22 protein-coding genes and 3 tRNA genes are annotated in these 26,240 nt (G+C 70.3%); 9 read left to right on the forward strand and 16 right to left on the reverse strand.

The genetic code is table 11. From position 1 onward, the window contains the following. Positions 1 to 18: 18 nt before the first annotated feature. Positions 19 to 105, reverse strand: a tRNA-Leu gene (locus AC07VC_RS01465). A 199-nt stretch (positions 106 to 304) separates the two neighbouring features. Here AC07VC_RS01465 and AC07VC_RS01470 point away from each other — a divergent pair. The 7 genes from AC07VC_RS01470 (at position 305) to pknB (ending at position 9,487) form a co-directional block, all read left to right on the forward strand. Next, on the forward strand, positions 305 to 1,033 hold the full coding sequence (locus tag AC07VC_RS01470) for an FHA domain-containing protein (RefSeq protein ID WP_494674678.1): 729 nt from the start codon (positions 305 to 307) through the stop codon (positions 1,031 to 1,033). After that, positions 1,030 to 1,617, forward strand: coding sequence for an FHA domain-containing protein FhaB/FipA (locus AC07VC_RS01475; RefSeq protein WP_494674677.1), 588 nt, complete (start codon positions 1,030 to 1,032; stop codon positions 1,615 to 1,617). Before AC07VC_RS01470 ends, AC07VC_RS01475 begins: the two co-directional genes overlap by 4 nt. 4 nt (positions 1,618 to 1,621) lie before the next feature. Further along, entirely contained in the window at positions 1,622 to 2,884 is a 1,263-nt protein-coding gene (locus AC07VC_RS01480) for a PP2C family protein-serine/threonine phosphatase (RefSeq protein ID WP_494674676.1), read from the forward strand. Next, entirely contained in the window at positions 2,877 to 4,274 is a 1,398-nt protein-coding gene (locus AC07VC_RS01485) for an FtsW/RodA/SpoVE family cell cycle protein (RefSeq protein WP_494674675.1), read from the forward strand. The genes AC07VC_RS01480 and AC07VC_RS01485 overlap by 8 nt, the downstream gene beginning before the upstream one ends. After that, positions 4,271 to 5,722: a peptidoglycan D,D-transpeptidase FtsI family protein gene (locus AC07VC_RS01490; protein WP_494674674.1), complete on the forward strand. Its 1,452-nt coding sequence runs from the start codon at positions 4,271 to 4,273 to the stop codon at positions 5,720 to 5,722. Before AC07VC_RS01485 ends, AC07VC_RS01490 begins: the two co-directional genes overlap by 4 nt. Then, a complete protein-coding gene (locus AC07VC_RS01495; RefSeq protein WP_494674673.1) occupies positions 5,719 to 7,605 on the forward strand; it encodes a protein kinase domain-containing protein in 1,887 nt (628 codons plus the stop codon). Before AC07VC_RS01490 ends, AC07VC_RS01495 begins: the two co-directional genes overlap by 4 nt. Before the next feature lie 130 nt (positions 7,606 to 7,735). After that, complete coding sequence (gene pknB / locus AC07VC_RS01500; RefSeq protein WP_317228922.1) at positions 7,736 to 9,487, forward strand: Stk1 family PASTA domain-containing Ser/Thr kinase; 1,752 nt, start codon at positions 7,736 to 7,738, stop codon at positions 9,485 to 9,487. Positions 9,488 to 9,525: 38 nt separating this feature from the next. Here pknB and AC07VC_RS01505 read toward each other — a convergent pair whose 3' ends face one another. Genes AC07VC_RS01505 through AC07VC_RS01515 form a run of 3 tightly spaced genes read right to left on the reverse strand, consistent with a single transcriptional unit; the run spans position 9,526 to position 11,122 of the window. Next, positions 9,526 to 10,164: an anthranilate synthase component II gene (locus tag AC07VC_RS01505; RefSeq protein ID WP_494674672.1), complete on the reverse strand. Its 639-nt coding sequence runs from the start codon at positions 10,162 to 10,164 to the stop codon at positions 9,526 to 9,528. After that, entirely contained in the window at positions 10,161 to 10,319 is a 159-nt protein-coding gene (locus AC07VC_RS01510) for a hypothetical protein (protein ID WP_494674671.1), read from the reverse strand. The genes AC07VC_RS01505 and AC07VC_RS01510 overlap by 4 nt, the downstream gene beginning before the upstream one ends. A 2-nt stretch (positions 10,320 to 10,321) precedes the next feature. Next, positions 10,322 to 11,122: a class E sortase gene (locus AC07VC_RS01515; protein ID WP_494674670.1), complete on the reverse strand. Its 801-nt coding sequence runs from the start codon at positions 11,120 to 11,122 to the stop codon at positions 10,322 to 10,324. A 105-nt stretch (positions 11,123 to 11,227) separates the two neighbouring features. Between AC07VC_RS01515 and AC07VC_RS01520 the strand changes: the two genes are divergently transcribed. After that, entirely contained in the window at positions 11,228 to 11,467 is a 240-nt protein-coding gene (locus AC07VC_RS01520; protein WP_015488825.1) for a cell division protein CrgA, read from the forward strand. Between the two features lie 411 nt (positions 11,468 to 11,878). Here the strand turns inward: AC07VC_RS01520 and AC07VC_RS01525 are convergent, their stop codons facing one another. Both AC07VC_RS01525 and AC07VC_RS01530 read right to left on the reverse strand, forming a co-directional pair. Next, entirely contained in the window at positions 11,879 to 12,742 is an 864-nt protein-coding gene (locus tag AC07VC_RS01525) for a rhomboid family intramembrane serine protease (protein ID WP_494674669.1), read from the reverse strand. Continuing rightward, the gene (locus AC07VC_RS01530; protein WP_494674668.1) at positions 12,742 to 13,281 is read right to left on the reverse strand and encodes a peptidylprolyl isomerase; all 540 of its coding nucleotides are present in this window, start codon (positions 13,279 to 13,281) and stop codon (positions 12,742 to 12,744) included. The genes AC07VC_RS01525 and AC07VC_RS01530 overlap by 1 nt, the downstream gene beginning before the upstream one ends. A gap of 121 nt (positions 13,282 to 13,402) precedes the next feature. On the opposite strand from AC07VC_RS01530, the gene AC07VC_RS01535 reads away from it, so the two are divergent. Beyond that, positions 13,403 to 14,023, forward strand: coding sequence for a hypothetical protein (locus tag AC07VC_RS01535; protein WP_239544805.1), 621 nt, complete (start codon positions 13,403 to 13,405; stop codon positions 14,021 to 14,023). A 238-nt stretch (positions 14,024 to 14,261) separates the two neighbouring features. Here AC07VC_RS01535 and AC07VC_RS01540 read toward each other — a convergent pair. From AC07VC_RS01540 to dnaA, 10 genes are all read right to left on the reverse strand, one after another. After that, positions 14,262 to 14,334, reverse strand: a tRNA-Ala gene (locus AC07VC_RS01540). An 80-nt stretch (positions 14,335 to 14,414) separates the two neighbouring features. Next, a tRNA-Ile gene (locus AC07VC_RS01545) sits at positions 14,415 to 14,491 on the reverse strand. A 48-nt stretch (positions 14,492 to 14,539) separates the two neighbouring features. After that, positions 14,540 to 14,947 (reverse strand): DUF3566 domain-containing protein, encoded by a 408-nt coding sequence (locus AC07VC_RS01550; protein WP_011931227.1) that lies wholly within the window; start codon positions 14,945 to 14,947, stop codon positions 14,540 to 14,542. After that, complete coding sequence (gene gyrA / locus AC07VC_RS01555; RefSeq protein ID WP_494674667.1) at positions 14,940 to 17,627, reverse strand: DNA gyrase subunit A; 2,688 nt, start codon at positions 17,625 to 17,627, stop codon at positions 14,940 to 14,942. The genes AC07VC_RS01550 and gyrA overlap by 8 nt, the downstream gene beginning before the upstream one ends. 82 nt (positions 17,628 to 17,709) lie before the next feature. Beyond that, complete coding sequence (gyrB, locus tag AC07VC_RS01560; RefSeq protein ID WP_494674666.1) at positions 17,710 to 19,755, reverse strand: DNA topoisomerase (ATP-hydrolyzing) subunit B; 2,046 nt, start codon at positions 19,753 to 19,755, stop codon at positions 17,710 to 17,712. A 187-nt stretch (positions 19,756 to 19,942) separates the two neighbouring features. Continuing rightward, positions 19,943 to 20,455 (reverse strand): DciA family protein, encoded by a 513-nt coding sequence (locus AC07VC_RS01565; RefSeq protein WP_094114640.1) that lies wholly within the window; start codon positions 20,453 to 20,455, stop codon positions 19,943 to 19,945. After that, positions 20,452 to 21,675 (reverse strand): DNA replication/repair protein RecF, encoded by a 1,224-nt coding sequence (gene recF, locus AC07VC_RS01570; RefSeq protein WP_317228914.1) that lies wholly within the window; start codon positions 21,673 to 21,675, stop codon positions 20,452 to 20,454. The genes AC07VC_RS01565 and recF overlap by 4 nt, the downstream gene beginning before the upstream one ends. A 7-nt stretch (positions 21,676 to 21,682) precedes the next feature. Continuing rightward, complete coding sequence (gnd, locus tag AC07VC_RS01575) at positions 21,683 to 22,570, reverse strand: phosphogluconate dehydrogenase (NAD(+)-dependent, decarboxylating) (protein WP_104289495.1); 888 nt, start codon at positions 22,568 to 22,570, stop codon at positions 21,683 to 21,685. A gap of 20 nt (positions 22,571 to 22,590) precedes the next feature. Beyond that, positions 22,591 to 23,742 (reverse strand): DNA polymerase III subunit beta, encoded by a 1,152-nt coding sequence (gene dnaN, locus AC07VC_RS01580; protein ID WP_494674665.1) that lies wholly within the window; start codon positions 23,740 to 23,742, stop codon positions 22,591 to 22,593. Positions 23,743 to 24,366: 624 nt separating this feature from the next. Further along, positions 24,367 to 25,800, reverse strand: a complete 1,434-nt coding sequence (gene dnaA, locus AC07VC_RS01585) for a chromosomal replication initiator protein DnaA (RefSeq protein ID WP_494674664.1) — start codon at positions 25,798 to 25,800, stop codon at positions 24,367 to 24,369. Between the last annotated feature and the right edge of the window lie 440 nt (positions 25,801 to 26,240).

Below are 26,240 nucleotides of genomic sequence, written 5' to 3' on the forward strand. Positions count from 1 at the left end.
GGGGGCCTTCTGCTCTGCTGGTGCGCGAGGGGGGACTTGAACCCCCACGTCCTCACGGACACACGGACCTGAACCGTGCGCGTCTACCAATTCCGCCACTCGCGCCAACCGGACGACATTATCACGACCGGGGCCCGTCCTCGCGACGCCCCGCGGTCGCGACGGGCGGCGCGGTGCCCGCCGGGGCGCGTCCGGGGCGGGCGATCCGCACCCGTCCTCGGGCCGGTGTCCAGGGCCCGGTCGCCCGAGTTGGCTACGATCTGTCTATTCATCCGCGGAAGGACCGCGCGAGGACGGATCACACGTGGGAATCCTGGACAACTTCGAGAAGGGCCTCGAGCGCGCCGTCAACGGCGCCTTCGTGAAGACCTTCAAGTCCGGCCTGCAGCCCGTGGAGATCGTCGCGCAGCTGCGGCGCGAGCTCGACACGCACGCCGCCATCGTCGACCGCGACCTCATCCTCGTCCCGAACTCGTTCACCCTCCGCGTCTCCCGCGCCGACCACGAGCGCATGGAGTCCATCGGCTCGACGCTCACCGACGAGCTGCGCCAGGCCGTCGAGCGCCACGCCTCCACCCAGGGCTACCAGTTCGCGGGCGTCGTGCAGGTCGCCTTCCGCCGGGACGACCAGCTCTCGGAGGGCGTGCTCGAGATCGACACCCGCACCGTCGAGGGCAACGTCACGTGGACGCCCGTCGTCGACGTCGCCGGCGTCCGCCACCCCCTCGCGGTCGGCCGGACGGTCATCGGGCGCGGCAGCGACGCGGACATCACGGTCGACGACCCGGGCACCTCGCGCCGCCACGTCGAGATCGCGTGGGACGGGAGCCGTGCCCAGGTGCGCGACCTCGGCTCCACGAACGGCTCCGAGCTGAACGGCGCGCCGGTCACGAAGGCGCCCCTCCCGCCGGAGTCCGTCATCCGCATCGGCCGCACCGCCATCACCTTCCGCGTCGTGCCCCAGGCGGCCGAGGAGCGCGGGCGCGACGCCGGCCGTCCCCGCCGGGACGACGGGTTCTGGGGAGCGTCATGACCGAGCTGACCCTCCTCGTCCTCCGCCTCGCGTTCCTCGCGGTGCTGTGGCTCTTCGTCTTCGGGATCGTGTACGCCCTCCGCTCCGACCTGTTCGGCCAACGCGTGCGGAAGCTCCGCGAGGAGTCGGGCCCGGCGGGCGGATCCCCGTTCCCGCAATCCCCGTACGCGGCGTCCGCGTCCGCCGCGCCTCCCCGCGCGGCGCAGCCCGCGCAGCAGCCCCCGCCCATCTCGACCATGCCGTCCGGCGCCAACTCGGGTGCCGTCCCGTCGCGGGCGAAGGCCACCACGTCCACCGCGCGGCACCTGGTCATCACCTCGGGCGCGAAGGCGGGCACCGAGATCCCCCTCGGCACGGAGCCGCTCACCATCGGGCGCTCGAGCGAGTCGGGGCTCATGATCCGGGACGACTACACGTCCACCCACCACGCGCGCCTGCTGCTCTGGAACGACGAGTGGATGATCCAGGACCTCGACTCGACCAACGGCACCTTCCTGGACGGCAAGCGCGTGAGCGTGCCGACGCAGGTGCCGCTCGACACGCCGATCCGCATCGGCGCGACCAGCTTCGAGCTCAGGCGGTAGCGGCGTGGCGACAGTGACGCAGGCCGCTGCCGTCTCCCACGTGGGCAAGGTCCGGTCGAACAACCAGGACTCGGGCTACGCGGGGCGGAACCTCTTCGTCGTCGCCGACGGGATGGGCGGGCACGCGGGCGGCGACGTCGCCTCCGCGGTGGCCCTCACCCGCATCGTCGAGGCCGACAAGGCCTACGCCTCCGCGCACGACGCGGAGTTCGCCCTCCAGGCGGGCCTCGTCGCGGCCAACCAGCTCCTCGCCGAGACCGTGTTCGAGCACTCCGAGCTCACGGGCATGGGCACCACCGTCAGCGCGCTCGCGCGCGTCGACCGCCATGTCGCGATCGCCCACATCGGCGACTCGCGCATCTACCTCTTCCGCCGCGGCGAGCTCAGCCAGGTGTCCGCCGACCACACCTTCGTGCAGCGCCTCGTCGACAGCGGGCGCATCACCCCCGAGGAGGCGCTGGTCCACCCGCGCCGCTCGGTCCTCATGCGCGTGCTCGGCGACGTCGACGCGGCTCCGGAGGTCGACACCCAGGTCCTCGACACGCACACGGGCGACCGGTGGCTCCTCTGCTCCGACGGCCTCAGCAGCTACGTCACCGAGGAGCGGATCACCGAGATCCTCGCGGCCGCGGGCACGCCCGAGACCGTCGCCGACGCTCTGGTGAAGGAGTCGCTCGACCACGGCGCCCCCGACAACGTCACCGTCGTGGTGGTCGACGTCCTCGACGAGGACGACGCCGCCGCCGCGTCCCGCCCCGATCCCGTGCCCGTGCTCGTCGGATCCGCGTCGCAGCCCATCGCGTTCGGCGACGAGCCGTCGAAGCGCGCCGTGCGCATCCCCTCGCTCCTCCTGCACCCGCTGCGCGCCACCACGGCCGCTCGCGACGCGCAGTTCGAGCCCGAGTCGGACCAGTACCTCGAGGCCCTCATCGCCGAGGACCGGCGCCGGGCGCTCCGGCGCCGGGTCACGTGGCTCGTCGGCGTCGCGCTGATCCTCGCGGGCCTCGTGCTGGCCTGCGTCCTCGGCTACCGCTGGACCCAGTCGCGCTACTACGTGGGCGAGGCCGACGGCACGGTCGCGGTCTACAACGGCGTGCAGCAGACCATCGGCCCGATCGAGCTCTCCCACGTCTACGCCCGCACCGAGGTGCGGGTCGACGACCTCCAGCCGTTCTACCGCCAGCAGGTCGAGCAGACCATCAACGCCGACTCGCTCGCGGGCGCGCAGGAGATCGTCAACCGGCTGCAGGAGGCCGCGGGTGGCTAGGGCCGGCGTGGCGGACGCGCCCGCACGCGGCCGCGAGCGCGCCGCCAAGGTCCCGCGCATCCGGGTGCCGCGCCGCCTCCGCAACCTCGAGCTCGCGCTGGTCGTGCTGGCGTCCGTCATCAACGGCGGCGCCCTCTACCTCGTGCAGCTCGGCGCGCTCGGCGCCTTCGACCAGAGCTTCTTCCTGCCCGCCACGGGCCTCGCGGTGCTCGTCCTCGGCATGCACATGGCCCTGCGCTGGCTCGCGCCGGACGCGGATCCCTTCATCCTGCCCATCGCGACGGTGCTCAACGGCCTCGGCCTCGCGGCCATCTACCGCCTCGACCTCGCGGGCGGCTACTCCGGCTGGGACAGCGTGGCCGTGCGCCAGATCGTCTGGTCCGGCCTCGCGATCGTGTGCGCGCTCGCGGTCATCGTGCTGCTGAAGAACCACCGCGTCCTGCAGCGCTACCGCTACATCGCCATGTTCACGGGCCTCGTGCTGCTGCTCCTGCCGATGCTCCCGGTCATCGGCCAGAACATCAACGGCGCCCGCGTGTGGATCCACATCGGCGGGTTCTCGTTCCAGCCCGGAGAGATCGCGAAGATCTGCCTCGCCGTCTTCTTCGCCGGCTACCTCGTCACCGCGCGCGACAGCCTCTCGATGGTGGGCGTCAAGGTGCTCGGGATGCGGTTCCCGCGCATCCGCGACCTCGGTCCGATCCTCCTGGTGTGGGCGGTCTCGATGAGCGTCCTCGTCTTCCAGCGCGACCTCGGCACGTCGCTGCTCTACTTCGGCCTCTTCATCGTCATGACGTACGTCAGCACCGGACGCATCGGCTGGGTCGTGCTCGGCGCCGTGCTCTTCCTCGGCGGCGCGTACGGCGCGAGCACGCTCGGCTACGTCGGGGGCCGCGTCGACGCGTGGCTGAACCCGTTCGACCCGGCCGTCTACGACGCGCAGGGCGGCAGCTACCAGCTGGTCACGGGCCTGTTCGGCATGGCCGACGGCGGGCTGTTCGGGCAGGGGCTCGGCAGCGGCAGCCCCCAGCTCACGCCGCTCGCCAACAGCGACTTCATCCTCGCGAGCCTCGGCGAGGAGCTGGGCCTCACGGGCGTCTTCGCGATCCTCGCCCTCTACCTCCTGCTCGTCTCGCGCGGCTTCCGCATCGGGTTCGCCGGCCAGGACGACTTCGGCAAGCTGCTCGGCATCGGCCTGTCGTTCGTCATCGCGCTGCAGGTCTTCATCGTCATCGGCGGCGTCACGCGGGTCATCCCGCTCACGGGCCTCACCACGCCGTTCATGGCGGCGGGCGGGTCGTCGCTGCTCGCCAACTGGATCATCGCGGCGCTGCTGCTGCGCCTGTCCGACACCGTCCGCAACCAGCCCCGATTGGTGGTCGAGTCGTGAACCGCGAGCTGAAGCGCGTCTCCGTGTTCGTCCTGGCCATGTTCGTGGCCCTCTTCGTCGCGGCGTCGATCATCCAGGTGGTCTCGGCGCCCGCCCTGCAGGCGGATCCCCGGAACTCCCGCACCATCCTCGCCAGCTACTCCGCGGAGCGCGGCGCCATCCTCGTCGACGGCACCCCCATCGCCTCCTCGGTCCCGGTGGACGACCAGTACGAGTTCCTCCGCACGTACGCGCAGCCCGACCTCTACAGCGCGGTCACCGGGTACTACACGCTCGGCCAGGGCTCCACGGGCATCGAGGCCTCGATGAACGACGTCCTGAGCGGCACGAGCGGCACGCAGTTCTTCGACAGCCTCACCCGCACGTTCACGGGCCAGTCCCCGAAGGGCGCGTCGGTCGAGCTCACCCTCGACCCGGTGGTGCAGCAGGCGGCCTACGACGCGCTCGGCGGGTTGCAGGGATCCGTCGTCGCCATCGAGCCCTCCACCGGCCGCATCCTCGCGATGGTCTCCACCCCCGGGTACGACCCGAACGCGCTCGCGTCGCACGACCGGGACGCCGTGAAGCAGAGCTACGCGTCGCTGCTGGCCGACCCCGCGGATCCCCTCATCGACCGGGCGGTCGACAGCCTCAACCCGCCCGGGTCGACGTTCAAGCTGGTCGTGACCGCGGCCGCGATCGAGTCCGGCGATTACACGCCCGACTCCCTGCTCCCCAACCCGGCCACGTTCACGCTGCCGGGCACCGGCACGGTCATCACCAACGCGGGCGAGGGCGCCTGCGGCAGCGAGCCGGAGGTGAGCCTCGCGACCGCGCTGCGCCTCAGCTGCAACATCCCGTTTGCGCAGCTCGGCATCGCGCTCGGATCGGAGCGGATCGCCGACATGGCCGACGCGTTCGGCTACGGGCGGTCGATCGAGGTCCCCATGGCCAGCGCGAAGAGCGTCTTCTCCCCCGACCTCGACGACGCGCAGACCGCGCAGTCGGCCTTCGGCCAGCTCGACGTCCGCGCCACGCCGCTCCAGACCGCCATGGTCACCGCGGGCATCGCGAACGGCGGCGACGTCATGCAGCCGAGCGTCGTCGACAGCGTCCTCAACCCCGACCTCAGCGAGCTCTCCGGCTTCACCCCCCGCCGCTTCGCCGATCCGATCTCGAAGGAGACCGCCGACACGATGACCCGGATGATGATCGACAACGTCGAGAGCGGCGTCGCCACGAATGCGAGAATCGGGGGCGTCGACGTGGCCGGCAAGACGGGCACCGCCCAGAACGGCGCGGACGACCCCTACACGCTGTGGTTCACCGGCTTCGCGCCGGCGGAGTCGCCGCAGGTGGCGGTCGCGGTCCTGGTGGAGGACGGCGGCGGACGAGGACGATCGGGCTCGGGGAACACCCTCGCCGCGCCGGTGGCGAAGAGAGTGATTGAGGCGGTGCTGGACAGATGAGACCCACGAGCGGACTGACCTTCGGAGGGCGTTACCAGCTGGGCGATCGCATCGCCATCGGCGGCATGGGCGAGGTGTGGGAGGCCACCGACCTCGTCATCGGGCGCAAGGTCGCCATCAAGATCCTCAAGGACGAGTACCTCGGCGACCCCGGCTTCCTCGAGCGCTTCCGCGCCGAGGCCCGGCACGCCGCGCTCGTGAACCACGAGGGCATCGCGAACGTCTTCGACTACGGCGAGGAGGACGGCAGCGCGTTCCTCGTGATGGAGCTGGTCCCCGGGGAGGCCCTCTCGACCATCCTCGAGCGGGAGCGCGTGCTCTCGACCGACAAGGTCCTCGACATCATCGCCCAGACCGCGCTGGCGCTCCACGCGGCCCATCAGGCCGGTCTCGTGCACCGCGACATCAAGCCGGGGAACCTGCTCATCACGCCCGACGGCCGGGTGAAGATCACCGACTTCGGCATCGCGCGCATCGCCGACCAGGTGCCGCTCACCGCCACGGGCCAGGTCATGGGCACCGTGCAGTACCTGTCCCCCGAGCAGGCGAGCGGGCACCCCGCCTCGCCGTCGACGGACGTCTACTCGATGGGCATCGTCACGTACGAGTGCCTGGCCGGGCGCCGTCCCTTCACGGGCGAGTCGCAGGTCGCCATCGCGATGGCGCAGATCAACGAGCAGCCGCCCGAGCTCCCGGTCACCGTGGCCGAGCCCGTCCGCAACCTCGTCATGTCCTGCATCGCGAAGAAGCCGGCCGACCGTCCGCAGAGCGCCGCGCACCTCGCGCGCGCCGCGCAGGCGCTCCGCCGCGGCGACGTGGCCACCGCCACCATCGCGGTCGCGGCCGTCGCCGGCGCCGCCGCGCTGGCCGACCCGGGCACGCCCACGCAGGCCACCCAGCTCATGCCGTCGGGCCGCCGCGCGGCGGACACGGGCGCGACCACCATCCTGTCCTCCGCGCCGGCCGGCGCCGCGTCCCCCCTCGTCTTCGACGACGAGGACGACGAGGAGCCCGAGCAGCCTCGGGCCCGGAAGCGCGCCATCTGGATCTTCGTCGTCGTCGCCCTCCTCGTCCTCGGCGCCATCGCCGCCGGCGTCGCGGCCTACGTCGCGAGCCAGGACCGCGACGACGCGGCTCCCGCACCCGCCGAGACCAGCGCGAGCCCGAGTCCCACCCCGTCCGAGACGCCGACGCCCACCCCGTCGCCCACCGCGAGCACCGTCCAGGTCAACCGCGACGACTACCTCGGACGCGACCAGGCGGAGGTCTCCGCCGACCTCACCGACCTCGGCCTCAAGGTGACGGTCGTCACCGGCGGCGCCGCGCCGTCCGGCGAGGAGGAGGGCCGCGTCACCGCGATCACCCCCACCGGCAGCGTCGCGAAGGGCGCCACCATCCAGATCACGGCATACGGCGCGCCGACCCTGCCCACGGCCGCGCCCGGGACCCCCACCGTGGAGCCCACGACGGTCCGGGCCGGCCAGGCGGTCGACGTCTCCTGGCCCGCCTACTCGTGCCCCGCGGGCCAGACCCTCAACGGCTACCAGGTGCAGACCGACTCCGTCTCGAACGGTGCCACGGGCACGTGGGGCGGCAGCACCAACCCGACCAACGCCCAGACCACCTCGGGCGAGATCACGGCGGGCTCGACCCCGGGCACCTTCACCGTCAAGTACCTCGCCATCTGCGGCACGAACGAGTCGCCGTACAGCAGCACGGTCACCGTCACGGTCGAGGACGCCCCCGGCGGATCCGGCGGCACGGGAGGCGGGACCGGAGGCGGCACGGGAGGCGGAGACGGCGGCACGACCGGCTCGGCACCGAGCCCGGCCCCCGGCTCCGACGAGCGCTCGCTCGTGTCCAGCTCCCGCCCCCGTCCCTGACGCGCGACGCACCGGGCTGTCGGCCGCGCGCCGGCAGCCCTCCCGCGTGCGCGGGGAGCCGCCGGGATCCCCAGCGGACCCCGGGTAAGCTCATCCCCGTCCTGAACCCGATCCCGACGAGAGGCAGTCCGTGACCGACGCGCGTGTTCTGGGCGGCCGTTACGAGATCGGGGCGCTGCTGGGCCGCGGGGGCATGGCGGACGTCTTCGAGGGCGTCGACTCCCGCCTCGGTCGCCGCGTGGCGGTCAAGGTGCTCCGACGCGGTCTCGCCGAGGACCCCGCCTTCCGCAGCCGCTTCCGCCAGGAGGCGCAGGCGGCGGCGCGCATGTCGCACCCCACCATCGTCCGCGTCTTCGACGCCGGCGAGGACGTCGTGACCGACCAGGACGGCGGCAGCCACACCGTGCCGTTCATCGTCATGGAGCGGGTCGAGGGCCGTCTCCTCAAGGACCTCATCACCGACGGCCCACTCGACCCCGACGAGGCCGTCCGCATCTTGCGCCAGGTCCTCACCGCGCTGGAGTACTCGCACCGCGCCGGCGTCGTGCACCGCGACATCAAGCCGGGGAACATCATGATCACCCCGGCCGGCCAGGCCAAGGTCATGGACTTCGGCATCGCGCGGGCCGTCTCCGACACCTCCGCGACCATCGCGCAGACCACCGCCATCCTCGGCACCGCCCGCTACTTCTCCCCCGAGCAGGCCAAGGGCGAGTCGGTCGACGCGCGCACGGACCTGTACTCGGCGGGCGTCGTCCTCTTCGAGATGCTCACCGGTCAGGCGCCCTTCCGGGCGGACACCGCGGTGGCCGTCGCCTACCAGCACGTCAGCGAGACCCCCGTCGCCCCCGGCACCGTGCAGGAGCACGTGTCCCCGCAGCTCGATCAGGTCGTCCTGCAGGCCATGGCGAAGGACCGGTACGCCCGCTTCCAGACCGCCGGCGAGTTCCGCACCGACCTCGACCGCGCCGCCGAGGGCACGCTCGCACCGCGCGAGGCACCGACCAACGACGTGGGCGCGACGCTCTTCGGGTCCCCCGCCGGCCCGTCGTCCTCGCAGCAGGCACTCCGCCAGCTCGGCGTCGACGACGACCGCACGGTCCGCACGCAGAGCCGTCCGCCGGTGCCGTGGATCTGGGCGGGCGTCACCGTCGTCGTCGTGATCCTCATCGCCGTCGTCATCTGGGTCACGAACCTCAGCGCCATCGGGCCGCCCGACATCAGCCCCACCGTCCCGGACGTCGCCGGATCCACCTACGCCAGCGCCGCCGCGGCCCTCGAGGAGGCCGACCTCGTCCCCCTCCAGCGCGACGAGGCGAGCACCACGGTCGAGGAGGGCCTCGTGCTGCGCACGAACCCCGACCCGGGCGAGAACGTCGCCTCGAAGACCGAGATCGACGTGTTCGTGTCGTCCGGTCCTCCCGAGGTGCAGGTGCCCAACCTCGCGAACATGGACGAGGGCACGGCGACGGCGAACCTCGAGACGGCGGGCCTCACGGTGGGCGAGGTCGTGCGCGAGTCGTCACCCACGGTCCCGGACGGCGTGGTCCTCCGGACGGAGCCGGCGGGCACCGAGCAGGTCGACGAGGGATCGGCGGTCAAGCTGATCCTCTCGAACGGCCGGGTCGCCCTGCCGGACGTGCTCGGCCAGCCGCTGGCGGACGCGCAGAAGCTGCTGGAGTCGTCGGAGCTGGTGGTCACCACGCGCCGGGACCCCTCCTGCGGGCGAGCCGACGGATCCCCGGTGAGCCAGCAGTCCGTGCCCCCGGGTGACGTGGCGCAGCGGTCCACGGTCGCGCTCACCTACTGCACGGGCGCTCCGCGCAGCACCCCGGCGCCCTCGCCGAGCCCGACCCCCACGCCGACGACCGCCCGAGGCTGATCCCCGAGAACCGATCTCCGGGGAGCCGCCCGCGGCCGTCAGGCGACGCGGACGAGCGGCGACAGCCGGGACGACGTGTCCCGGGCGCCCACGAGACCGGCACCCTCGAGCCAGTTGCCGAGCATGCGGTAGCCGCCCTCCGTGAGGACGGACTCCGGGTGGAACTGCACGCCGACGATGGGCGCCGCCTCGTGGCGGAGGCCCATGATGACCCCGCCCTCCGTCCGCGACGTGACCACGAGATCCGACGGGACGGTGCCGTCGACGACGGCCAGCGAGTGGTAGCGGGTGGCCGTGAACGGCTGCGGGACGCCCAGGTAGAAGTCGCCGTCGTCGTGCGTGACCAGCGACGTCTTGCCGTGCATGAGCTCCTCCGCGTTGGTCACCGTCGCCCCGAACGCCTCCGCGATGGCCTGGTGCCCGAGGCAGACCCCGAGCAGCGGGGTGCCGGAGGCGAGGGCGGCGGTGACCGTGGGGATCGAGACGCCGGCCTCGGACGGCTTGCCCGGCCCGGGCGACACCAGCACCGCGTCGTACTCCGAGATCACGCCGGCCATGTCGGCCTCGGCGTGGTCGTCGTTGCGCATGACGACGGTCTCGGCGCCGAGCTGCTGCAGGTACCCGTTGAGGGTGTAGACGAAGCTGTCGTAGTTGTCGATGACGAGGACGCGTATCACTGATGCACCGTGACTTCCTGGGTGTTGACGATGGAGTCGACCCAGGGGAAGACCCAGGTGACGAGCGAGAAGAGGATGGCCGCCAGCAGCACCAGGAGGATGAGGAAGCGCACCCACACCGGCCCGGGCAGGATGCGCCAGAACGCCGCGTACACGGTCAGCCCGCCTTCGCGAACGACGTGCCGGACAGGGCGGCGACGGGGGACGTGTCGGACCGCGGGTGCCACGACTCGAAGACGCTGTACGCGACGACGCGCTCGGCGGCGGAGAACAGCGGGTTGCAGCTCGTCATGGTGAGGATGCGGTCCCCCGGCTGGCTGTCGGGTGCCTGGGGCACCTCCGCGAGCACGTCGACTCCGGTGGGCTTCACGTACTCGAGTGTACGGAAGCGGTAGGTGTACCAGCCGTCCTGCGTCTCGACCACGATGGCGTCGCCGACGCGCAGGTCGGTGATCTGGTTGAAGGGCTTGCCGTAGGTGGTGCGGTGCGCAGCGACGGCGAAGTTGCCGACCTCGCCGGGCATCTGCGTCTCGCGGTAGTGCCCGACCTTGCCGAGGTTCAGCACGTTGCCGAGGCCGACGCCGGTCGCGACCGGCACGACGTAGTCGGGTCCGAAGCGCGGGATGTAGATGTTGCCGAAGTCGGTGGCGTCCGATGCGGGAGCCGCGGTGATGACCGGCTCCCCTGGGCTCGCCGGGGAGGCCGCGGGATCCGGGGAGGCCGCGGCGTCCGGCGTGGCCGACGCCCAGTCGCGGCTGTTCTCCAGCGCCTGGTCGCGCTGCCCGCTGCTCACGACGATGTCGTTGAACCAGAGCTGCCAGCCGAGGAACAGCATGATGAGCACGCCCGCCGTCAGGAGCAGCTCCCCGACGACGCCGACCGTGCCGAGCAGCGCATCGCCCCGCCGGCCGCGGCGCCGCGTGGAGCGGCGGGTGGGCGCGGGATCCTGAGCACTCATGTGCCGATTGTAGGTGGCGCGCATGGACGGGACGCCGCGGCGGGGACGCCGTGGACGCGGGCATCCTCCCGGCTCCGGGGAGGAGGGTACGGCTAGAATCACCGCATGGCCCGCGACAAGACGACGAGACCCTCCCGCCAGGAACGCGTGCGCGACGAGGACGCCCCGAACCCGGTGTGGTTCAAGCCCATCATGTTCGGCTTCATGCTCGTGGGCCTCGCCTGGCTCATCGTCTACTACGTCAGCCTCAACGCGTTCCCCATCCCCGACCTCGGCGTCGGCAACATCCTCATCGGCTTCGGCCTCATCCTGGTCGGCTTCCTCATGACCACCAGGTGGCGCTGACCCGAGCGCACCTCCGAGAGCCCGTCACCTCCACGAGGTGACGGGCTCTCGTGCGTCCGGCGCCGTCGACGGCGGCCCGACGACCCGCGATCCGTTCTCCACAGACTCCCTGTGCACAACGCTCCACACATGTGGAGAACCGGGAGTCGGAGCCGGGGACTCGCAGCCGGCCCGGCGGGTTACCCGCGGAACGCCGCCATGTCGGGCATCCCGCTCCCCGGCCTCCACCACCGTCTCCTCCGGCACCTCGGCCGCCCCGGTCCTAATGACACGCGTGTAACTATCCCCACTGTGGACTGGCTTGTGGATAACTCGGCTCCGCCGCCGATCCGCGGTCTTCGACGGCCCCCGCCGCCCCGCGGGCACGACGAAGCAGCCGCCCACCGGGAGCGGCTGCGGACGTCGACGGCGTCAGATCGCGACGGGGAAGGCGGCGGCCGCCACCACGATCGCCACGGCGAGACCCGCGAGCGAGGCCGCCTGGACGCCGCGCTGACGGTCCGCGCGGGTGCGCAGGAGGACGAGCGCCACCAGGGCCCCCGTCACGAGACCGCCCACGTGCGCCTGCCAGCTGACCCCCTGGACCACGAAGCCCAGGAGGAGGTTCAGCACGATGACCCCCAGCAGCGGCCCGACGTTGCCGCCGAGCTTGCGGGCCAGGACGAAGTAGCCGCCCATGAGCCCGAAGATGGCGCCGGAGGCGCCCACGACCGCGGTGAGCGAGTCGCCCATCGCGGCGCCGATGACCTCGACGCCGAGGGATCCGCCGAGCGCCGAGATCACGAATAGGGCGAGGAAGCGGGCGCGGCCGAGCATGGGCTCGAGGACGCGTCCGAAGACGAAGACCGACAGCATGTTCAGCAGGATGTGGAAGATGCTGTCCGGGGAGTGCGTGAACGCGCTCGTGAGCATGCGCCACGGCTCGTAGTCCCCGGAGGCGAGGCTGCCGTACACGGGCGCGAACCACAGCGACGTGGTGACGTAGCCGCCGGCGACAGGCAGCACCTGGAGGATCCAGACCACGGCGCAGACGGCCATGATCCCGTAGGTCACGACGGGCGCGGAGCTCCGCGTCATCCGCGTGACGAACGACGCCCGGGACCTCGGAGCGGTGCGGCGCTGCTCCTTCATGTCCTCAGGGCAGATCACCCCGACGGCGGCCGGCGTCTGGCACTCGGGGCAGATGGTCCGCCCGCATCGCTGGCACAGCACGAAGCTCTGCCGGTCGGGGTGCCGGTAGCAGCGGTCGGCCGCCGTACGGGGTGAATCGGTCATCAGACCTTCTCGACGGTGACGCTCTCGATCACGACGTCCTCGCGGGGACGGTCGCGGCCGTCGGTCGGGACCGCGTTGAGCGCGTCGACGACCTTCTTGGACGCGTCGTCGGCGACCTCGCCGAAGATCGTGTGCTTGCCCTGGAGCCACGTGGTGGGCGCGGTGGTGATGAAGAACTGCGAGCCGTTCGTGCCGCGGCCGCCCTGGGTGCCGGCGTTCGCCATGGCGAGGATGTAGGGCTTCGAGAAGTCGAGGTCGCGGCTGATCTCGTCGTCGAACTGGTAGCCGGGGCCGCCGGTGCCCTGGCCGAGCGGGTCGCCGCCCTGGAGCATGAAGTCCTTGATGATGCGGTGGAAGACGACGCCGTCGTAGAGCGGGTCGGTCGACTTCCTGCCCGTCTGGGGGTGGGTCCACTCCTTCTCGCCCGTGGCGAGGCCGACGAAGTTCTCGACGGTCTGGGGCGCGTGGGACCCGAAGAGGTTGAGGACGATGGTGCCGTGGTTGGTCGCCATGGTGGCGACGTGAGTGTGCGCAGACATGGAGCAATGGTCTCACGGCGGAGCTGGGACTCGGCGGACGCACAGCGTCCACCGTGTTTGACCCCGGAGGCACCCGTGCCAGACTGGGATTCCTGGCGAAATCACACCGATGGAGGTCCCCTTGGGTCTGTCACGCAAGAACAAGAAGGAGTTGGCGAAGCTCCGCACCCACGCGGCCGCCGTCCTCAAGGAGCAGCGCGAGGTCCTCGACCGGGCCAACGTCGTCGTGGCCGAGGCCGCGCACACGGCCCGCAAGCTCTCCGACCAGCACGTCGTCCCGGCCGTCAAGCGCGGCGTCGACGACCACATCCGTCCGGGCTACGAGGCCGGCGCCGAGCGCGTCCGCACGGCGGCCGACTCGGCCTACAAGGGCTTCACCCACACGGTGCTCCCCGCCGTCGCCGGTGCTGCCGGTTCCGCGGTGGCGGCCACCGAGGGCATCCGCAACAGCAAGCAGGTCAAGGACGCGGTCAAGAAGGCCGGCAAGGTCTCCTCGAAGGCGCAGGAGTTCGGCAAGCACTACGTCGACAACGGCCGCTCCTACGTCGGTCGCTACGTCCCCCAGGTCGCGCCCGCGAAGAAGGGCCTCGGCTTCGGCGGAGTCGCCCTCATCGCGCTCGGCGTGGTCGTGGTCGGCGGCGTCGGCTACGCGCTGTACCAGACGTTCCGCGCGGACGACGACCTGTGGATCGCCGACGACGAGCCCGAGGCCGTCGACGCGAAGGACCAGCCCGCGAGCTGATCACCTCACCTCGATCGCCCCGCGATCACCCGAGGGCCCGGACACCGAGAGGTGTCCGGGCCCTCGTCGTCCGCCTCGCGATGCGGTCATCCGCTCGCACGGGGACGCAACGGAGACGTTGCGCACGCGCAGACCGGGCCCAGTGATGCACCGCTCGGCCACCGGCGCGGCATGGCCTCGTGGCGAGGGTGCGTCGCGCACGAGGGCGAACAGCGGGATGCCCTTCACGGGCTGGATGTGGAGTCACGGGGAATCGAACCCCGGACCTCCTGCTTGCAAAGCAGGCGCTCTACCAATTGAGCTATGACCCCGATCGGCGAGCCTCGGATCGCCGTGCGATCTCCCGACTCGATTCCCGCCATGCCCCCGGACCATGCGGATCCGGGGGTGTTGGTGGGGATACCAGGATTTGAACCTGGGACCTCTTCATTATCAGTGAAGCGCTCTAACCAACTGAGCTATATCCCCATCGGGCAGGTACACGTTACCGTACGCCTGCCCGTTTCTCCCAATCGGCTACGCGTTGGTGAAGCCGACGAGGACGCCGCCCGTGATGCGCACGCTGAGGTTGTACAGCAGCGCCGCCACGGCACCGAGGACGGTGCCGACCACGATGTTGAGGACCGCCACGACGATCGCGAAGCCGAGCACCTGGCCGAGGCCGAAGACGTCCTGCAGCGAGAAGTCCGCGGACCCCGACACCTCCTGGAAGAGCTGGTCGACCGTGCCGAACACGTTCGTGGTCTGCAGGACGACGTAGATGAGGAACGTCGCCACCACGGTGATGATGCCGAGCACCACGGAGAAGAGGAACGCGAGCTTGAGAGCCGACCAGAAGTCGACGTACACGAGCTTCAGACGCACCTGCTTGGTGGTGGTGGCTCGCGACGACTTCTTCGCGAGCTTCTCGGCGACACTACTCATCGGGTGTTCCCTTTCCAGCAGCGGTACCGTCGGACGCCTCGGGCGCAGCTTCGGGGACCACCAGGTTGCGTTCGGAGTTCTTGGCCAGTGAGATGATCCTGTCGTCGTCCGCGAACCGGGCGAACACGACACCCATGGTGTCTCTGCCCTTCGCCGGGACCTCGGCCACGACAGACCGTACCACCTTGCCGCTGGCGAGCACGACGAGGATCTCGTCCTCCTCGCCCACGATCAGGGCGCCCGCGAGGTCGCCTCGCGCGTCCTGCAGCTTGGCCACCTTGATGCCCATGCCGCCGCGGTTCTGCACGCGGTACTGGTCGGCCGCGGTGCGCTTCGCGAAGCCGCCCTCGGTGACCACGAACACGAATCCCCTGTCGCCGACCACGGATGCGCTCAGCAGCGTGTCGTCCCCTCGGAAGGTCATGCCCTTCACGCCGGAGGTCGACCGGCCCATCGGACGGAGCGCCGAGTTGTCGGCCGAGAACCGCAATGACATCCCCTTGCGCGACACGAGCAGCAGGTCGTCGTCCTCGTCGACGAGGAGCGCCGACACGAGCGCGTCCCCGTCACGCAGGTTGATCGCGATGATGCCGCCCGTGCGGTTCGTGTCGTACTCGGTGAGGGCCGTCTTCTTCATGAGGCCGTCGCGGGTGGCGAGCACGAGGTACTGCGCCACCTGGTAGTCGCGGATGTCGAGGACCTGCTGGATCTCCTCGTCCGGCTGCATCGCGAGCAGGTTCGCCACGTGCTGGCCCTTCGCGTCGCGGCCGGCCTCCTGCAGCTCGTACGCCTTCGCGCGGTACACGCGTCCCTTGTCCGTGAGGAACAGGAGCCAGTGGTGCGTCGTGGTGACGAAGAAGTGCTCGACGACGTCGTCGGCCCGGAGCTGCGCCCCCCGCACGCCCTTGCCGCCGCGGTGCTGGCTGCGGTAGTTGTCGATGCGCGTGCGCTTGATGTACCCGCCGCGCGTGACCGTGACCACCATCTCCTCCTCGGGGATGAGGTCCTCCATGCTCATGTCGCCGTCGAAGCCGAGCATGATCTCCGTGCGCCGGTCATCACCGTACTTGTCGGTGATCTCCTGCAGCTCCGCGCTGATGATCTCGCGCTGGACGCTGGGCGTGGCCAGGATGTGCTGGTACTCGGCGATGCGCTCCTCGAGCTCGGCCGCCTGGTCCTGGATCTTCCGACGCTCGAGCGCCGCGAGCCGGCGCAGCTGCATCTCGAGGATCGCGTTGGCCTGCAGCTCGTCGATGTCGAGCAGCTTCATCAGACCGCTCCGGGCGACATCGACCGTCTCGGACCGGCGGATGAGCGCGATGACCTCGTCGAGCGCGTCCAGCGCCTTGAGGTACCCGCGCAGGATGTGGGCGCGCGCCTCGGCCTCGGCGAGTCGGAACCGCGTGCGGCGGACGATGACGTCGATCTGGTGGTCGACCCACGCCGAGATGAAGCCGTCGAGCGCCAGCGTGCGCGGGATGCCGTCGACGATCGCGAGCATGTTCGCGCCGAAGTTCTCCTGCAGCTGCGTGTGCTTGTAGAGGTTGTTCAGCACGACCTTGGCCACGGCGTCGCGCTTCAGCACGATCACGAGTCGCTGGCCGGTGCGGCCCGACGTCTCGTCGCGGATGTCGGCGACGCCGCCGAGCTTGCCGTCCTTGACCAGCTCGGCGATCTTGATGGCGAGGTTGTCGGGGTTGACCTGGTACGGGAGCTCGGTGACCACGAGGCACACGCGGCCCTGGATCTCCTCGACCGCGACGACCGCGCGCATCGTGATGGAGCCGCGCCCGGTGCGGTAGGCGTCGATGATGCCCTTGGTGCCGAGCACCTGCGCGCCGGTGGGGAAGTCGGGGCCCTTGATCCGCTCCAGGAGGGCCTCGAGGAGCTCCTCCCGGTTCGCGTCGGGGTTGGCGAGCAGCCACTGGGCGCCCGCAGCGACCTCGCGGAGGTTGTGCGGCGGGATGTTGGTGGCCATGCCGACCGCGATGCCGACGGACCCGTTCACCAGCAGGTTCGGGAAGCGCGACGGCAGGATCTTGGGCTCGAGCGTGCGGCCGTCGTAGTTGTCCTGGAAGTCGACGGTGTCCTCGGTGATGTCGCGGACCATCTCCATGGCCAGCGGCGCCATCTTCGTCTCGGTGTACCGCGGTGCGGCGGCGCCGTCGTTGCCGGCGGAGCCGAAGTTGCCCTGACCGAGCGCGAGCGGGTAGCGCAGGCTCCACGGCTGCACGAGGCGCACGAGCGCGTCGTAGATGGAGGAGTCGCCGTGCGGGTGGAACTGGCCCATGACCTCGCCGACCACGCGCGCCGACTTGAAGAAGGAGCGGTCGGGACGGTATCCGCCGTCGTACATGGCGTAGATGACGCGACGGTGCACGGGCTTCAGCCCGTCACGCACCTCGGGGAGCGCGCGCTGCACGATGACGCTCATCGCGTAGTCGAGGAAGGAGCGCTGCATCTCGAGCTGGAGGTCGACCTGCTCGATGCGGTCGTGCGTGACGACCACGGTCGCATCGGGATCGACGATGGCGCCGGGCAGCGAGTCGGACGCGGCGGCGGCCGATGACGCCGGCGTCACGCCCTCCTGGGGCAGCGCGGCATCGGTCGACGAGACCTGCTCGTCGTCCGGGGTCGCATCCGTGCCCTGCTCGTCGTCCGGGGTGATGTCGTCGGCCATGGAGGTCCTGTTCAGCTCGTGATGGATCGTGGAGTCGGTGCCGGGCGGCGGTCGGCATCGTGCCGGACCGCCACCCGTTCGATCAGATGTCGAGGAACCTGACGTCCTTGGCGTTGCGCTGGATGAAGCTGCGACGGGACTCGACGTCCTCGCCCATCAGGGTCGAGAACACCTCGTCGGCTCCGGCCGCGTCGTCGAGCGTCACCTGCATGAGCGTGCGCGTGGCGGGATCCATGGTGGTCTCCCACAGCTCCTTGTAGTCCATCTCGCCCAGGCCCTTGTAGCGCTGGATGCCGTTGTCCTTCGGGATGCGCTTCCCGTTCGCCTGCCCGTGCGCGAGCAGTGCGTCCCGCTCCGCGTCGGTGTAGACGTACTGGTGCTCGGCGTTCGACCACTTGAGGCGGTAGAGCGGCGGCTGCGCCAGGTACACGTATCCGAGCTCGATGAGCGGCCGCATGTAGCGGAACAGCAGCGTGAGCAGCAGCGTGGTGATGTGCTGGCCGTCGACGTCGGCGTCGGCCATCAGCACGATCTTGTGGTACCTGACCTTCTCGGCGTTGAAGTCCTCGCCGATGCCCGCGCCGAACGCGGTGATCATCGACTGCACCTCGTTGTTCTGCAGCGCGCGGTCGAGGCGGGCCTTCTCCACGTTGAGGATCTTGCCCCGCAGCGGCAGGATCGCCTGCGTCGTGGGGTTGCGGCCCTGCACCGCGGAGCCGCCGGCGGAGTCGCCCTCGACGAGGAACACCTCGCTGAGCGCCGGGTCCTTGCTCTGGCAGTCCTTCAGCTTGCCGGGCATGCCGCCCGACTCGAGCAGGCCCTTCCGCCGGGTCTGCTCGCGCGCCTTGCGGGCCGCGAGGCGGGCCTGCGATGCCTGCATGCCCTTGCGGATGATGTCCTTCGCCTGCGCCGGGTTCCTCTCGAACCAGTCGCCGAGCTGCTGGCCGACGATGCGCTGCACGTAGGCCTTCGCCTCCGTGTTGCCCAGCTTCGTCTTCGTCTGGCCCTCGAACTGCGGCTCGCCGAGCTTGACGGAGATGACGGCGGTGAGACCCTCGCGGACGTCGTCGCCCGTGAGGTTCTCGTCCTTCTCCCGCAGCAGCTTGTTCTCGCGCGCGTAGCGGTTCACGAGCGTCGTGAGCGCTGCGCGGAACCCCTCCTCGTGCGTGCCGCCCTCGTGCGTGTTGATGGTGTTGGCGTAGGTGTGGACGCTCTCCGTGTAGGAGGTGGTCCACTGCATGGCGACCTCGAGGCTGATCCTCTTGACCGTGTCCTCGGACTCGAAGGCGATGACGTCGGCGTTGACGACCTCGGTCTTCTTCGCCTTCACCAGGTGCTCGACGTAGTCGACGAGGCCGCGCTCGTAGAGGAACTTCTCCGTGCGGTGCTCGGCGGCATCCGCCGCGCGCTCGTCGTGGAGCGTGAGCGCGAGGCCCTTGTTGAGGAACGCCATCTGCTGGAACCGCGCGCGCAGCGTGTCGTAGTCGAACTCGACGGTCTCGAAGATCTCCCGGCTCGGCCAGAAGGTGATCGTGGTGCCCGTCTCCGTGGATCCCTCGCCCTTCTCGAGCGGTGCGTCGGGGACGCCGATGGTGAAGCTCTGGCGCCAGACGGCACCCTGGCGGCGGACCTCGACGTCGAGGCGCTCCGACAGCGCGTTCACGACGGAGCTGCCGACGCCGTGGAGGCCGCCCGAGACCGCGTACCCGCCGCCGCCGAACTTGCCGCCGGCGTGCAGCTTCGTCAGGACGAGCTCGACCGTGGAGATGCCCTCGACCGGGTGGATGTCGACGGGGATGCCGCGACCGTCGTCGACGACGCGGATGCCGCCGTCCTTCCGCATGGTGACCCGGATGTCGCTCGCGAAGCCGGCCAGGGCCTCGTCGACCGAGTTGTCGACGATCTCGCTGACCAGGTGGTGCAGGCCGCGCGGGCCGGTCGAACCGATGTACATGCCAGGGCGCTTGCGGACGGCCTCAAGGCCCTCGAGCACCTGGATCTCGTTGGCGCCGTAGTCGTTGCTCACCTGCTGGCGGGTGATGTGGTCGGAGTCGTTGTGCGTCTCCTCGACCTCCACCTCGTCCGGGGTGGAGTCGTCGGGGAGGTCCTGTGAGGAATCCGATGTCATGAAGTGGTGGCTCCTGCCGCGTCGACGCGCCCCTGCCCGACGGCGGACGCGCGCGGATCACGAGGTGATCCGGGGACCGTCGTCCTGGACTGCGGGCGACCCCTCATTCTATCGCAGGTGTACGCTCCGCACCGCCTATCCGCCCGTCTGACGCGCTTTCGTGGCGGGGGTGACCTGATTCGCCTCCCTACCCGTAGGTATCGCGCGGACCCCGCCCTGGGATCGACCTGGGACCGCGTTTCCAGGACGGGGCGTTGGGCCCCTGGAAGCGGATCGACCGGATGCCCGCATCGGGGAAGCGCTCGGCGATGCGCGTCGTGATCTCCACGCGCATCAACCGGAGCTGGGTCGCCCATGCCGTGGACTCGCACTCGACCGTGAGGAGACCGTCCTCGATGCCGACCGGCGAGGAGTGCACGGCCGTCTCCTCGCCCGCGATCGTCGTCCACGCCGCCATCAGCTCGGCCTGCGACAACGAGGACGTCCAGCCCATGCGCGACGTGAGGGAGTCCATCACGTTGCCGAGCGCGTGCGGATCCCGGCCCGGCTGGAAGGGCGAGCTCCCGGCCTTCTGCTCCCGGCGCTTCCGCGCCGACGGGGACCTGACGGAGGCGTCGCCGAACACGCGGCGGAACCGGCGGTAGACCGCGACGGCCTCGGACTCCGGCATCGGACCGCCGTCCGGCGCCCGGGGGATCACTCCGCTCCCCCGCCCTCGGGGGTGACGGCCGTGTCGGCGACGGGTGCCGCGGGGCCCTCGACGATCTCGCCTGCCCGGATGTGGACCGCGTTCGCCGCGAGGTGCTCCGGCACGTCCTCGAGCACGGCGGCCGTGATCAGGACCTGCTCGAATCCCGTGACGGCCTCCGCCAGCCGGCCGCGTCGGGCCTGGTCCAGCTCCGCGAACACGTCGTCGAGGATCAGCACCGGGTCCCCCGTCTGCGAGTCCCGTCGCAGGAGCTCGGCGGAGGCGAGCTTGATCGCCAGGGCGAAGGACCAGGACTCCCCGTGGCTGGCGTAGCCCTTCGCCGGCAACCCGTTGAGCCGGAACAGCACGTCGTCGCGGTGCGGGCCCACGAGCGTGAGCCCGCGCTCGAGCTCCCGAGGACGCATGCGGGCGATGGCCGCGGTGAACACGGGCACGACGTCCTCCGTGCGGGTGAACCGACCGCCGTCCCGGGAACCGGACTCGTCCACGGCGTCGTCCTCCCCCGGGTCGTCGGCCAGGATGCTCAGCTCCGGTCGTGCGGAAGGGCCGTGGTCGGAGCCCGCGACGGCGAGGTAGGCCCGCGCGAGCTCCGGCTGGAGGTCCTGCACGAGGGCACCGCGGGCGGCGATGATCTGCGAGCCGATCGCGACCAGCCGTTCGTCCCAGATGTCGAGGGTGCCGAGCTGATCCGCCTTCATGCCGCGCGCGCGGGCGGACTTCAGCAGCGTGTTCCGCTGCTTGAGCGCCCGGTCGTAGTCCGAGAGGACACCCGCCAGCCGCGGGGTCCGGAGGACGAGGAGCTGGTCGAGCAGCCGGCGACGGCCGGAGGGATCGCCGCGCACGAGGGCCAGGTCCTCGGGTGCGAAGAGCACGCTGGAGAAGTACCGGGGGAGCTCGCGTGGCTTCGTGGGAGTGCTGTTCACCTGCGCGCGGTTCGCCGCCGCCCTGTTGATCTGCACCTCGACGCGGAGCTCGCGGCCGGCGTGCTGCAGGAGCGCGCGGATCACGGCGGACTCGGCCCCCTGGCGGATCAGGGCCTGATCGGTGGAGACGCGGTGCGACCCGAGCGTGCTCAGGAACCCCAGCGCCTCCACCAGGTTGGTCTTGCCCTGCCCGTTGCTGCCCACGAAGAGGGTGGCACCGGGCAGGAGCTCGACGTCCGCGCGGGTGTAGTTGCGGAAGTCACCCAGGGAGAGGTGACGGACGATCATCCGGTGGTCAGGACTTCTTCTGCACCGAGTGGCCGCCGAACTGGTTGCGCAGCGCCGCGACGGCCTTCATGGCCGGGGAGTCCTCCTGGCGGGAGGAGAAGCGCGCGAAGATCGACGCGCTGATGGCGGGCATGGGCACCGCGTTGTCGAGCGCCTCCTCGATGGTCCAACGGCCCTCGCCGGAGTCCTGCACGAAGCCCTCGATGTCCTCGAAGCCCGGGTCCTCCTTGAGCGCCTTGACCAGCAGCTCGAGGAGCCACGAGCGGACGACGGTGCCGCGCTGCCACGCCTCGAACGTGCCGGTGACGTCCTTGATGATGTCGTTCCTCGCCGCGAGCAGCTCGTAGCCCTCCGCGAACGACTGCATCATCGCGTACTCGATGCCGTTGTGGACCATCTTCGCGTAGTGCCCGGCACCGGAGTCGCCCACGTGGACGAAGCCCTCCTCGCGAGGGCCCTCGGGGCGCAGCGCGTCGAAGACGGGCATGGCGCGCTCGACCTGCTCCTTCGGGCCGCCGACCATGAGGCCGTAGCCGTTCTCGAGGCCCCAGACCCCGCCGGAGACGCCGGCGTCGACGAAGTCGATGCCCTTCTCGGCCAGCAGGCCGGCGTGGGCGAAGTCGTCGGTGAACTTGGAGTTGCCGCCGTCGATGACGAGGTCGCCGGGCTGCAGGATGCGGGCCAGGTCGCCCACGACGTTCTGCGTGACCTTGCCGGCCGGCACCATGACCCACACCAGGCGGGGGGCGGGGAGCGCCGCGGCCAGGTCGTCCAGCGTCGCGACGTCGGAGACGTCGGGGTTGGTGTCGTAGCCGGTCACCTCGATGCCGTTCGCCTCGAGGCGCGCGCGCATGCGGGCACCCATCTTGCCGAGTCCGACGAGTCCGATGTGCATGTTCTCTCCTTGATCGCGGTCTAGCGCAGCAGCAGGTTGGGCTGCAGCAGGTACCGGTAGTTGTCTGCTCCAGCCTGGTCCTTCGACGACTGACTGGTGATCAGCACGGGACCGGGCTTGTTCGGGTTGTCCGTCTTCGTGAACGACAGGCGGACGAACTCGGAGTGGACGGCGCCGAGGCCGTCCAGCAGGAACTGCGGCTTGAGCGAGACCACGGTGTCCACGCCGGTGAGGAGGGCGTCGATGCTCTCCGATGCCTGCGCGTGCTCGGAGCCGATGGCCTCCAGGGTGAGGCCGTCGATGGTGAAGGTGAAGCGGAGCGCCGCCTCGCGCTCGAGGACGAGCTGGACACGCCGGGTGGCCTCGATGAGATCGGCCGTGTTGATGACCGCGTAGTTGTCGACCGTCTCGGGGAAGAGCCGCTTGACCGGCGGGAAGTTGCCGCGGATGAGCAGCGACGTCACGGTCTTCCGGTCCGCGCTGAAGGCGATGAGCTGGCGGTCGTCGGTGTCGGTGATGGCGACGGAGATGGTGCCGCTGTGCCCGAAGGTCTTGCCGATCTCCTGCAGCGTGCGGGCCGGGACCAGCGCGGTGCGGCTGGTGCCGTCCGTCGTGGAGTCGCCGCTGTCCCAGTCGATCTCCCGGACCGCCACGCGGTACCGGTCGGTGGCGATGAGGCCGAGGCTGGTCTCCCCCACCTCGAGCTGGACGCCGGTGATGACGGGGGTGACGTCGTCGCGGGACGCCGCGACGGCGACCTGGGCGACGGCGGCGGCGAACTGCTCCGCCGGCAGCAGGCCCGACTGCTCGGAGATCTGCGGCAGGGTCGGGTACTCCTCCACGGGCATGCTGAGCAGCGTGAAGTGCGCGGATCCGCAGGAGACGGTGATCTTCGAGTCCTCGGTGGTGAACCGCACGGGTGCGTTCGGCAGCCGGTTCGCGATGTCGGCCAGCAGGCGGCCGGAGACGAGGACGCGGCCGGCCTCCTCGATGTCGGCCTGGATCTGCGTGCGCGCCGAGACCTCGTAGTCGAACGACGACAGCGTCAGCCCGTCCTCCGTCGCCTCGATGAGCACGCCGCTGAGGATCGGCAGGGTGGTCCGCTGCGGCAGGAGCTTGACGGCGAACGAGACCGCCTCGCTGAAGACGTCCCTGTTGACTTGGAACTTCACGTTGTGGACCCCTCGATGAGCGGAAGATTTGTCGGTCAATGCTAGCCGTGCCGTGAGGGGCGGCCGGGACCGCGGATCCCTCCACAGCCCTGAGGTTCTTGGGCGACATCCGATTAAGGGTTTTAAGGACAACAGTCTTAACCGCTGTGGAATCTGTGGACAACTCCCGGATCCCCGGCGATCGAGCGGGAACTACACGTCGGGAAGTTGTGGGACGGCTGTGGAACAGGCTGGGGACTCGGCGGAACGACGTCGCCGCGACGGAGCCGGTTCCACAGGCGGGCTCCTCGAACCCACAACGGCTCCGGCGGTTCTCCACAGTTATCCACACTCTGTGCACACTGTGGGGAACGCCTGGTCGAAGGTTTCGGGGCGTCTTCCCCAGGCTCGCGCGCTGCTTCCCGGCCCTGTCCTCACAGCTCTCCGGGTGGCTCGGACGTCCCGCATGCGCCCACCGATGACCACGCAGGGGATGCGACGGACGGCAGCTGCGTGTGCGGGCCGCCGGGGTCGCGCACGCAGCCTCCGGGACGGCCCGGGTACGACGAAGGGGCCGGACCCGACGGTCCGACCCCTCATGCGCGCTCCGTGGCGTCCACGCGTCGACGACGCGCGGCGCCGGCGTCACATCTTGCCGTAGCGGTGGTTCTGCTTGATCCGGCTCGTGAGCTCCGTCACCTGGTTGTAGATGGAACGGCGCTCCTTCATGAGCTCGGTGATCTTCTTGTTCGCGTACATGACCGTCGTGTGGTCGCGGTTGCCGAACAGCTGCCCGATCTTCGGCAGCGACAGGTTCGTCAGCTCACGGCACAGGTACATGGCGATCTGACGGGCGGTGGCCACCGCCTGCGACCGCGAGGACCCGTAGAGGTCGTCCACGGTGAGCTTGAAGTAGCTGGCGGTGTGGTTGATGATGTCGACCGGCGCGATGACGTTGTCCTCGTCCAGCGTGATGAGGTCCTTCAGGACCGTCTGCACGAGCGCGAGGTCGACCGGGGTCTTGTTCAGGCTCGCGAACGCGGTGACCCGGATGAGGGTGCCCTCGAGCTCGCGGATGTTCGACGTGACCTTGGTGGCCATGTACTCGAGGATGTCGTCCGGCACCTGCAGCTTCTCGCTCTGCGCCTTCTTGCGGAGGATCGCGATGCGGGTCTCGAGGTCGGGCGCCTGCACGTCGGTGATGAGGCCCCATTCGAAGCGCGACCGCATGCGGTCCTCGAAGCCCGTGAGGTGCTTCGGCGGCAGGTCGCTCGTGATGACCACCTGCTTGTTGTGGTCGTGCAGGGTGTTGAAGGTGTGGAAGAAGGCCTCCTGCGTGGAGTCCTTGCCCTGGAGGAACTGGATGTCGTCGATCAGGAGGATGTCGTTGTCGCGGTAGCGCGACTGGAAGAGCGACGACCGGTTGTTCGCGATCGAGTTGATGAAGTCGTTGGTGAACTCCTCGGAGCTCACGTACCGCACGCGGATGCCGGGGTAGAGGCTGATCGCGTAGTGCCCGATCGCGTGCAGGAGGTGGGTCTTGCCCAGCCCGGAGTCCCCGTAGATGAAGAGGGGGTTGTACGCCTTCGCGGGTGCCTCCGCGACCGCGACCGCGGCGGCGTGGGCGAAGCGGTTGGATCCGCCGATGACGAAGGTGTCGAAGCCGTACTTCGGGTTGAGGCGGGAGTCGCCGCGCGACGGCGACGCCGGGAGCCCGGGGTTGTCCGTCGGCGCGGTGATGGTCGGGGTCTCGATGTACGGCTGCTCGGTCGTCGGCTCGGGGTGCTGGGCGAAGGCGTCCTGTGCGATCTCGGGGTTGACCACGATCGCGAAGTTGCTCACGCCGGCGGCCTCGTCGAGGGAGCCGATGGCGTTGAGGAGCGGGACGCGGATGCGCTGCTCGAGCATGCCGCGCGTGAGGTCGTTGGGGACCTCGAGGTAGAGGGTGCCGGTCATGACGCCCTTGGGCTCCACGAGGCTGATGAACCCGTGCAGCTGCGGGGTGATCCGGTCGTCCGCCGTGAGGGCGGCGAGCACCTTCTGCCAGATCGCGTGCGTCGGGTCGGAGCGGTCGGACATGTTTCCCCATCTGCCGTCGCCGGGCTCGGTCCCGCGGCGGATGCCGGGGCCGCCACACGGTGCGCGGGCTGCTGTCGACGCTGGAAGGGCGTCGCGGTCGAGCGTGCGGCGTCCGCCCCCGGAGGCTCCGAGGGTGCGGACCATCCGGGTACCGCGACCGCGGACAGCATAGTTACTCACAGGGTTATCCACCCTGTGTGCGAACGGGCCGTCAGCACCGCGCGGGCGATCCCCGACGCGTCGCGGCCACGCCACACGGTAGCCACTGTCGGGGATCAGGACAAATCGACCCTATCCACGACGGCATGTCAATACCGGCCGATCGGCTCCCCGTGTGGATAATCACGATCCCGTCCGCGGGTTTGACCGGAGGGCCCTCGCCCCGTAGATTTAGGCAGTTGACCCAGCCTGTCGAGGCTGCCCCATCTTCCCAGCCGCAC

Source organism: Clavibacter sp. GW821-FHT01D01 (assembly GCF_059422605.1).

Excerpts from the sequence above, each read along its gene's own strand:
- AC07VC_RS01475 (WP_494674677.1), top strand. The coding sequence starts at position 1,030 with ATGACCGAGCTGACCCTCCTCGTCCTCCGCCTCGCGTTCCTCGCGGTG.
- AC07VC_RS01495 (WP_494674673.1), top strand. The coding sequence starts at position 5,719 with ATGAGACCCACGAGCGGACTGACCTTCGGAGGGCGTTACCAGCTGGGC.
- AC07VC_RS01515 (WP_494674670.1), bottom strand. The coding sequence starts at position 11,122 with ATGAGTGCTCAGGATCCCGCGCCCACCCGCCGCTCCACGCGGCGCCGC.
- AC07VC_RS01520 (WP_015488825.1), top strand. The coding sequence starts at position 11,228 with ATGGCCCGCGACAAGACGACGAGACCCTCCCGCCAGGAACGCGTGCGC.
- AC07VC_RS01525 (WP_494674669.1), bottom strand. The coding sequence starts at position 12,742 with ATGACCGATTCACCCCGTACGGCGGCCGACCGCTGCTACCGGCACCCC.
- AC07VC_RS01530 (WP_494674668.1), bottom strand. The coding sequence starts at position 13,281 with ATGTCTGCGCACACTCACGTCGCCACCATGGCGACCAACCACGGCACC.
- AC07VC_RS01550 (WP_011931227.1), bottom strand. The coding sequence starts at position 14,947 with ATGAGTAGTGTCGCCGAGAAGCTCGCGAAGAAGTCGTCGCGAGCCACC.
- gyrA (WP_494674667.1), bottom strand. The coding sequence starts at position 17,627 with ATGGCCGACGACATCACCCCGGACGACGAGCAGGGCACGGATGCGACC.
- gyrB (WP_494674666.1), bottom strand. The coding sequence starts at position 19,755 with ATGACATCGGATTCCTCACAGGACCTCCCCGACGACTCCACCCCGGAC.
- recF (WP_317228914.1), bottom strand. The coding sequence starts at position 21,675 with ATGATCGTCCGTCACCTCTCCCTGGGTGACTTCCGCAACTACACCCGC.
- gnd (WP_104289495.1), bottom strand. The coding sequence starts at position 22,570 with ATGCACATCGGACTCGTCGGACTCGGCAAGATGGGTGCCCGCATGCGC.
- dnaA (WP_494674664.1), bottom strand. The coding sequence starts at position 25,800 with ATGTCCGACCGCTCCGACCCGACGCACGCGATCTGGCAGAAGGTGCTC.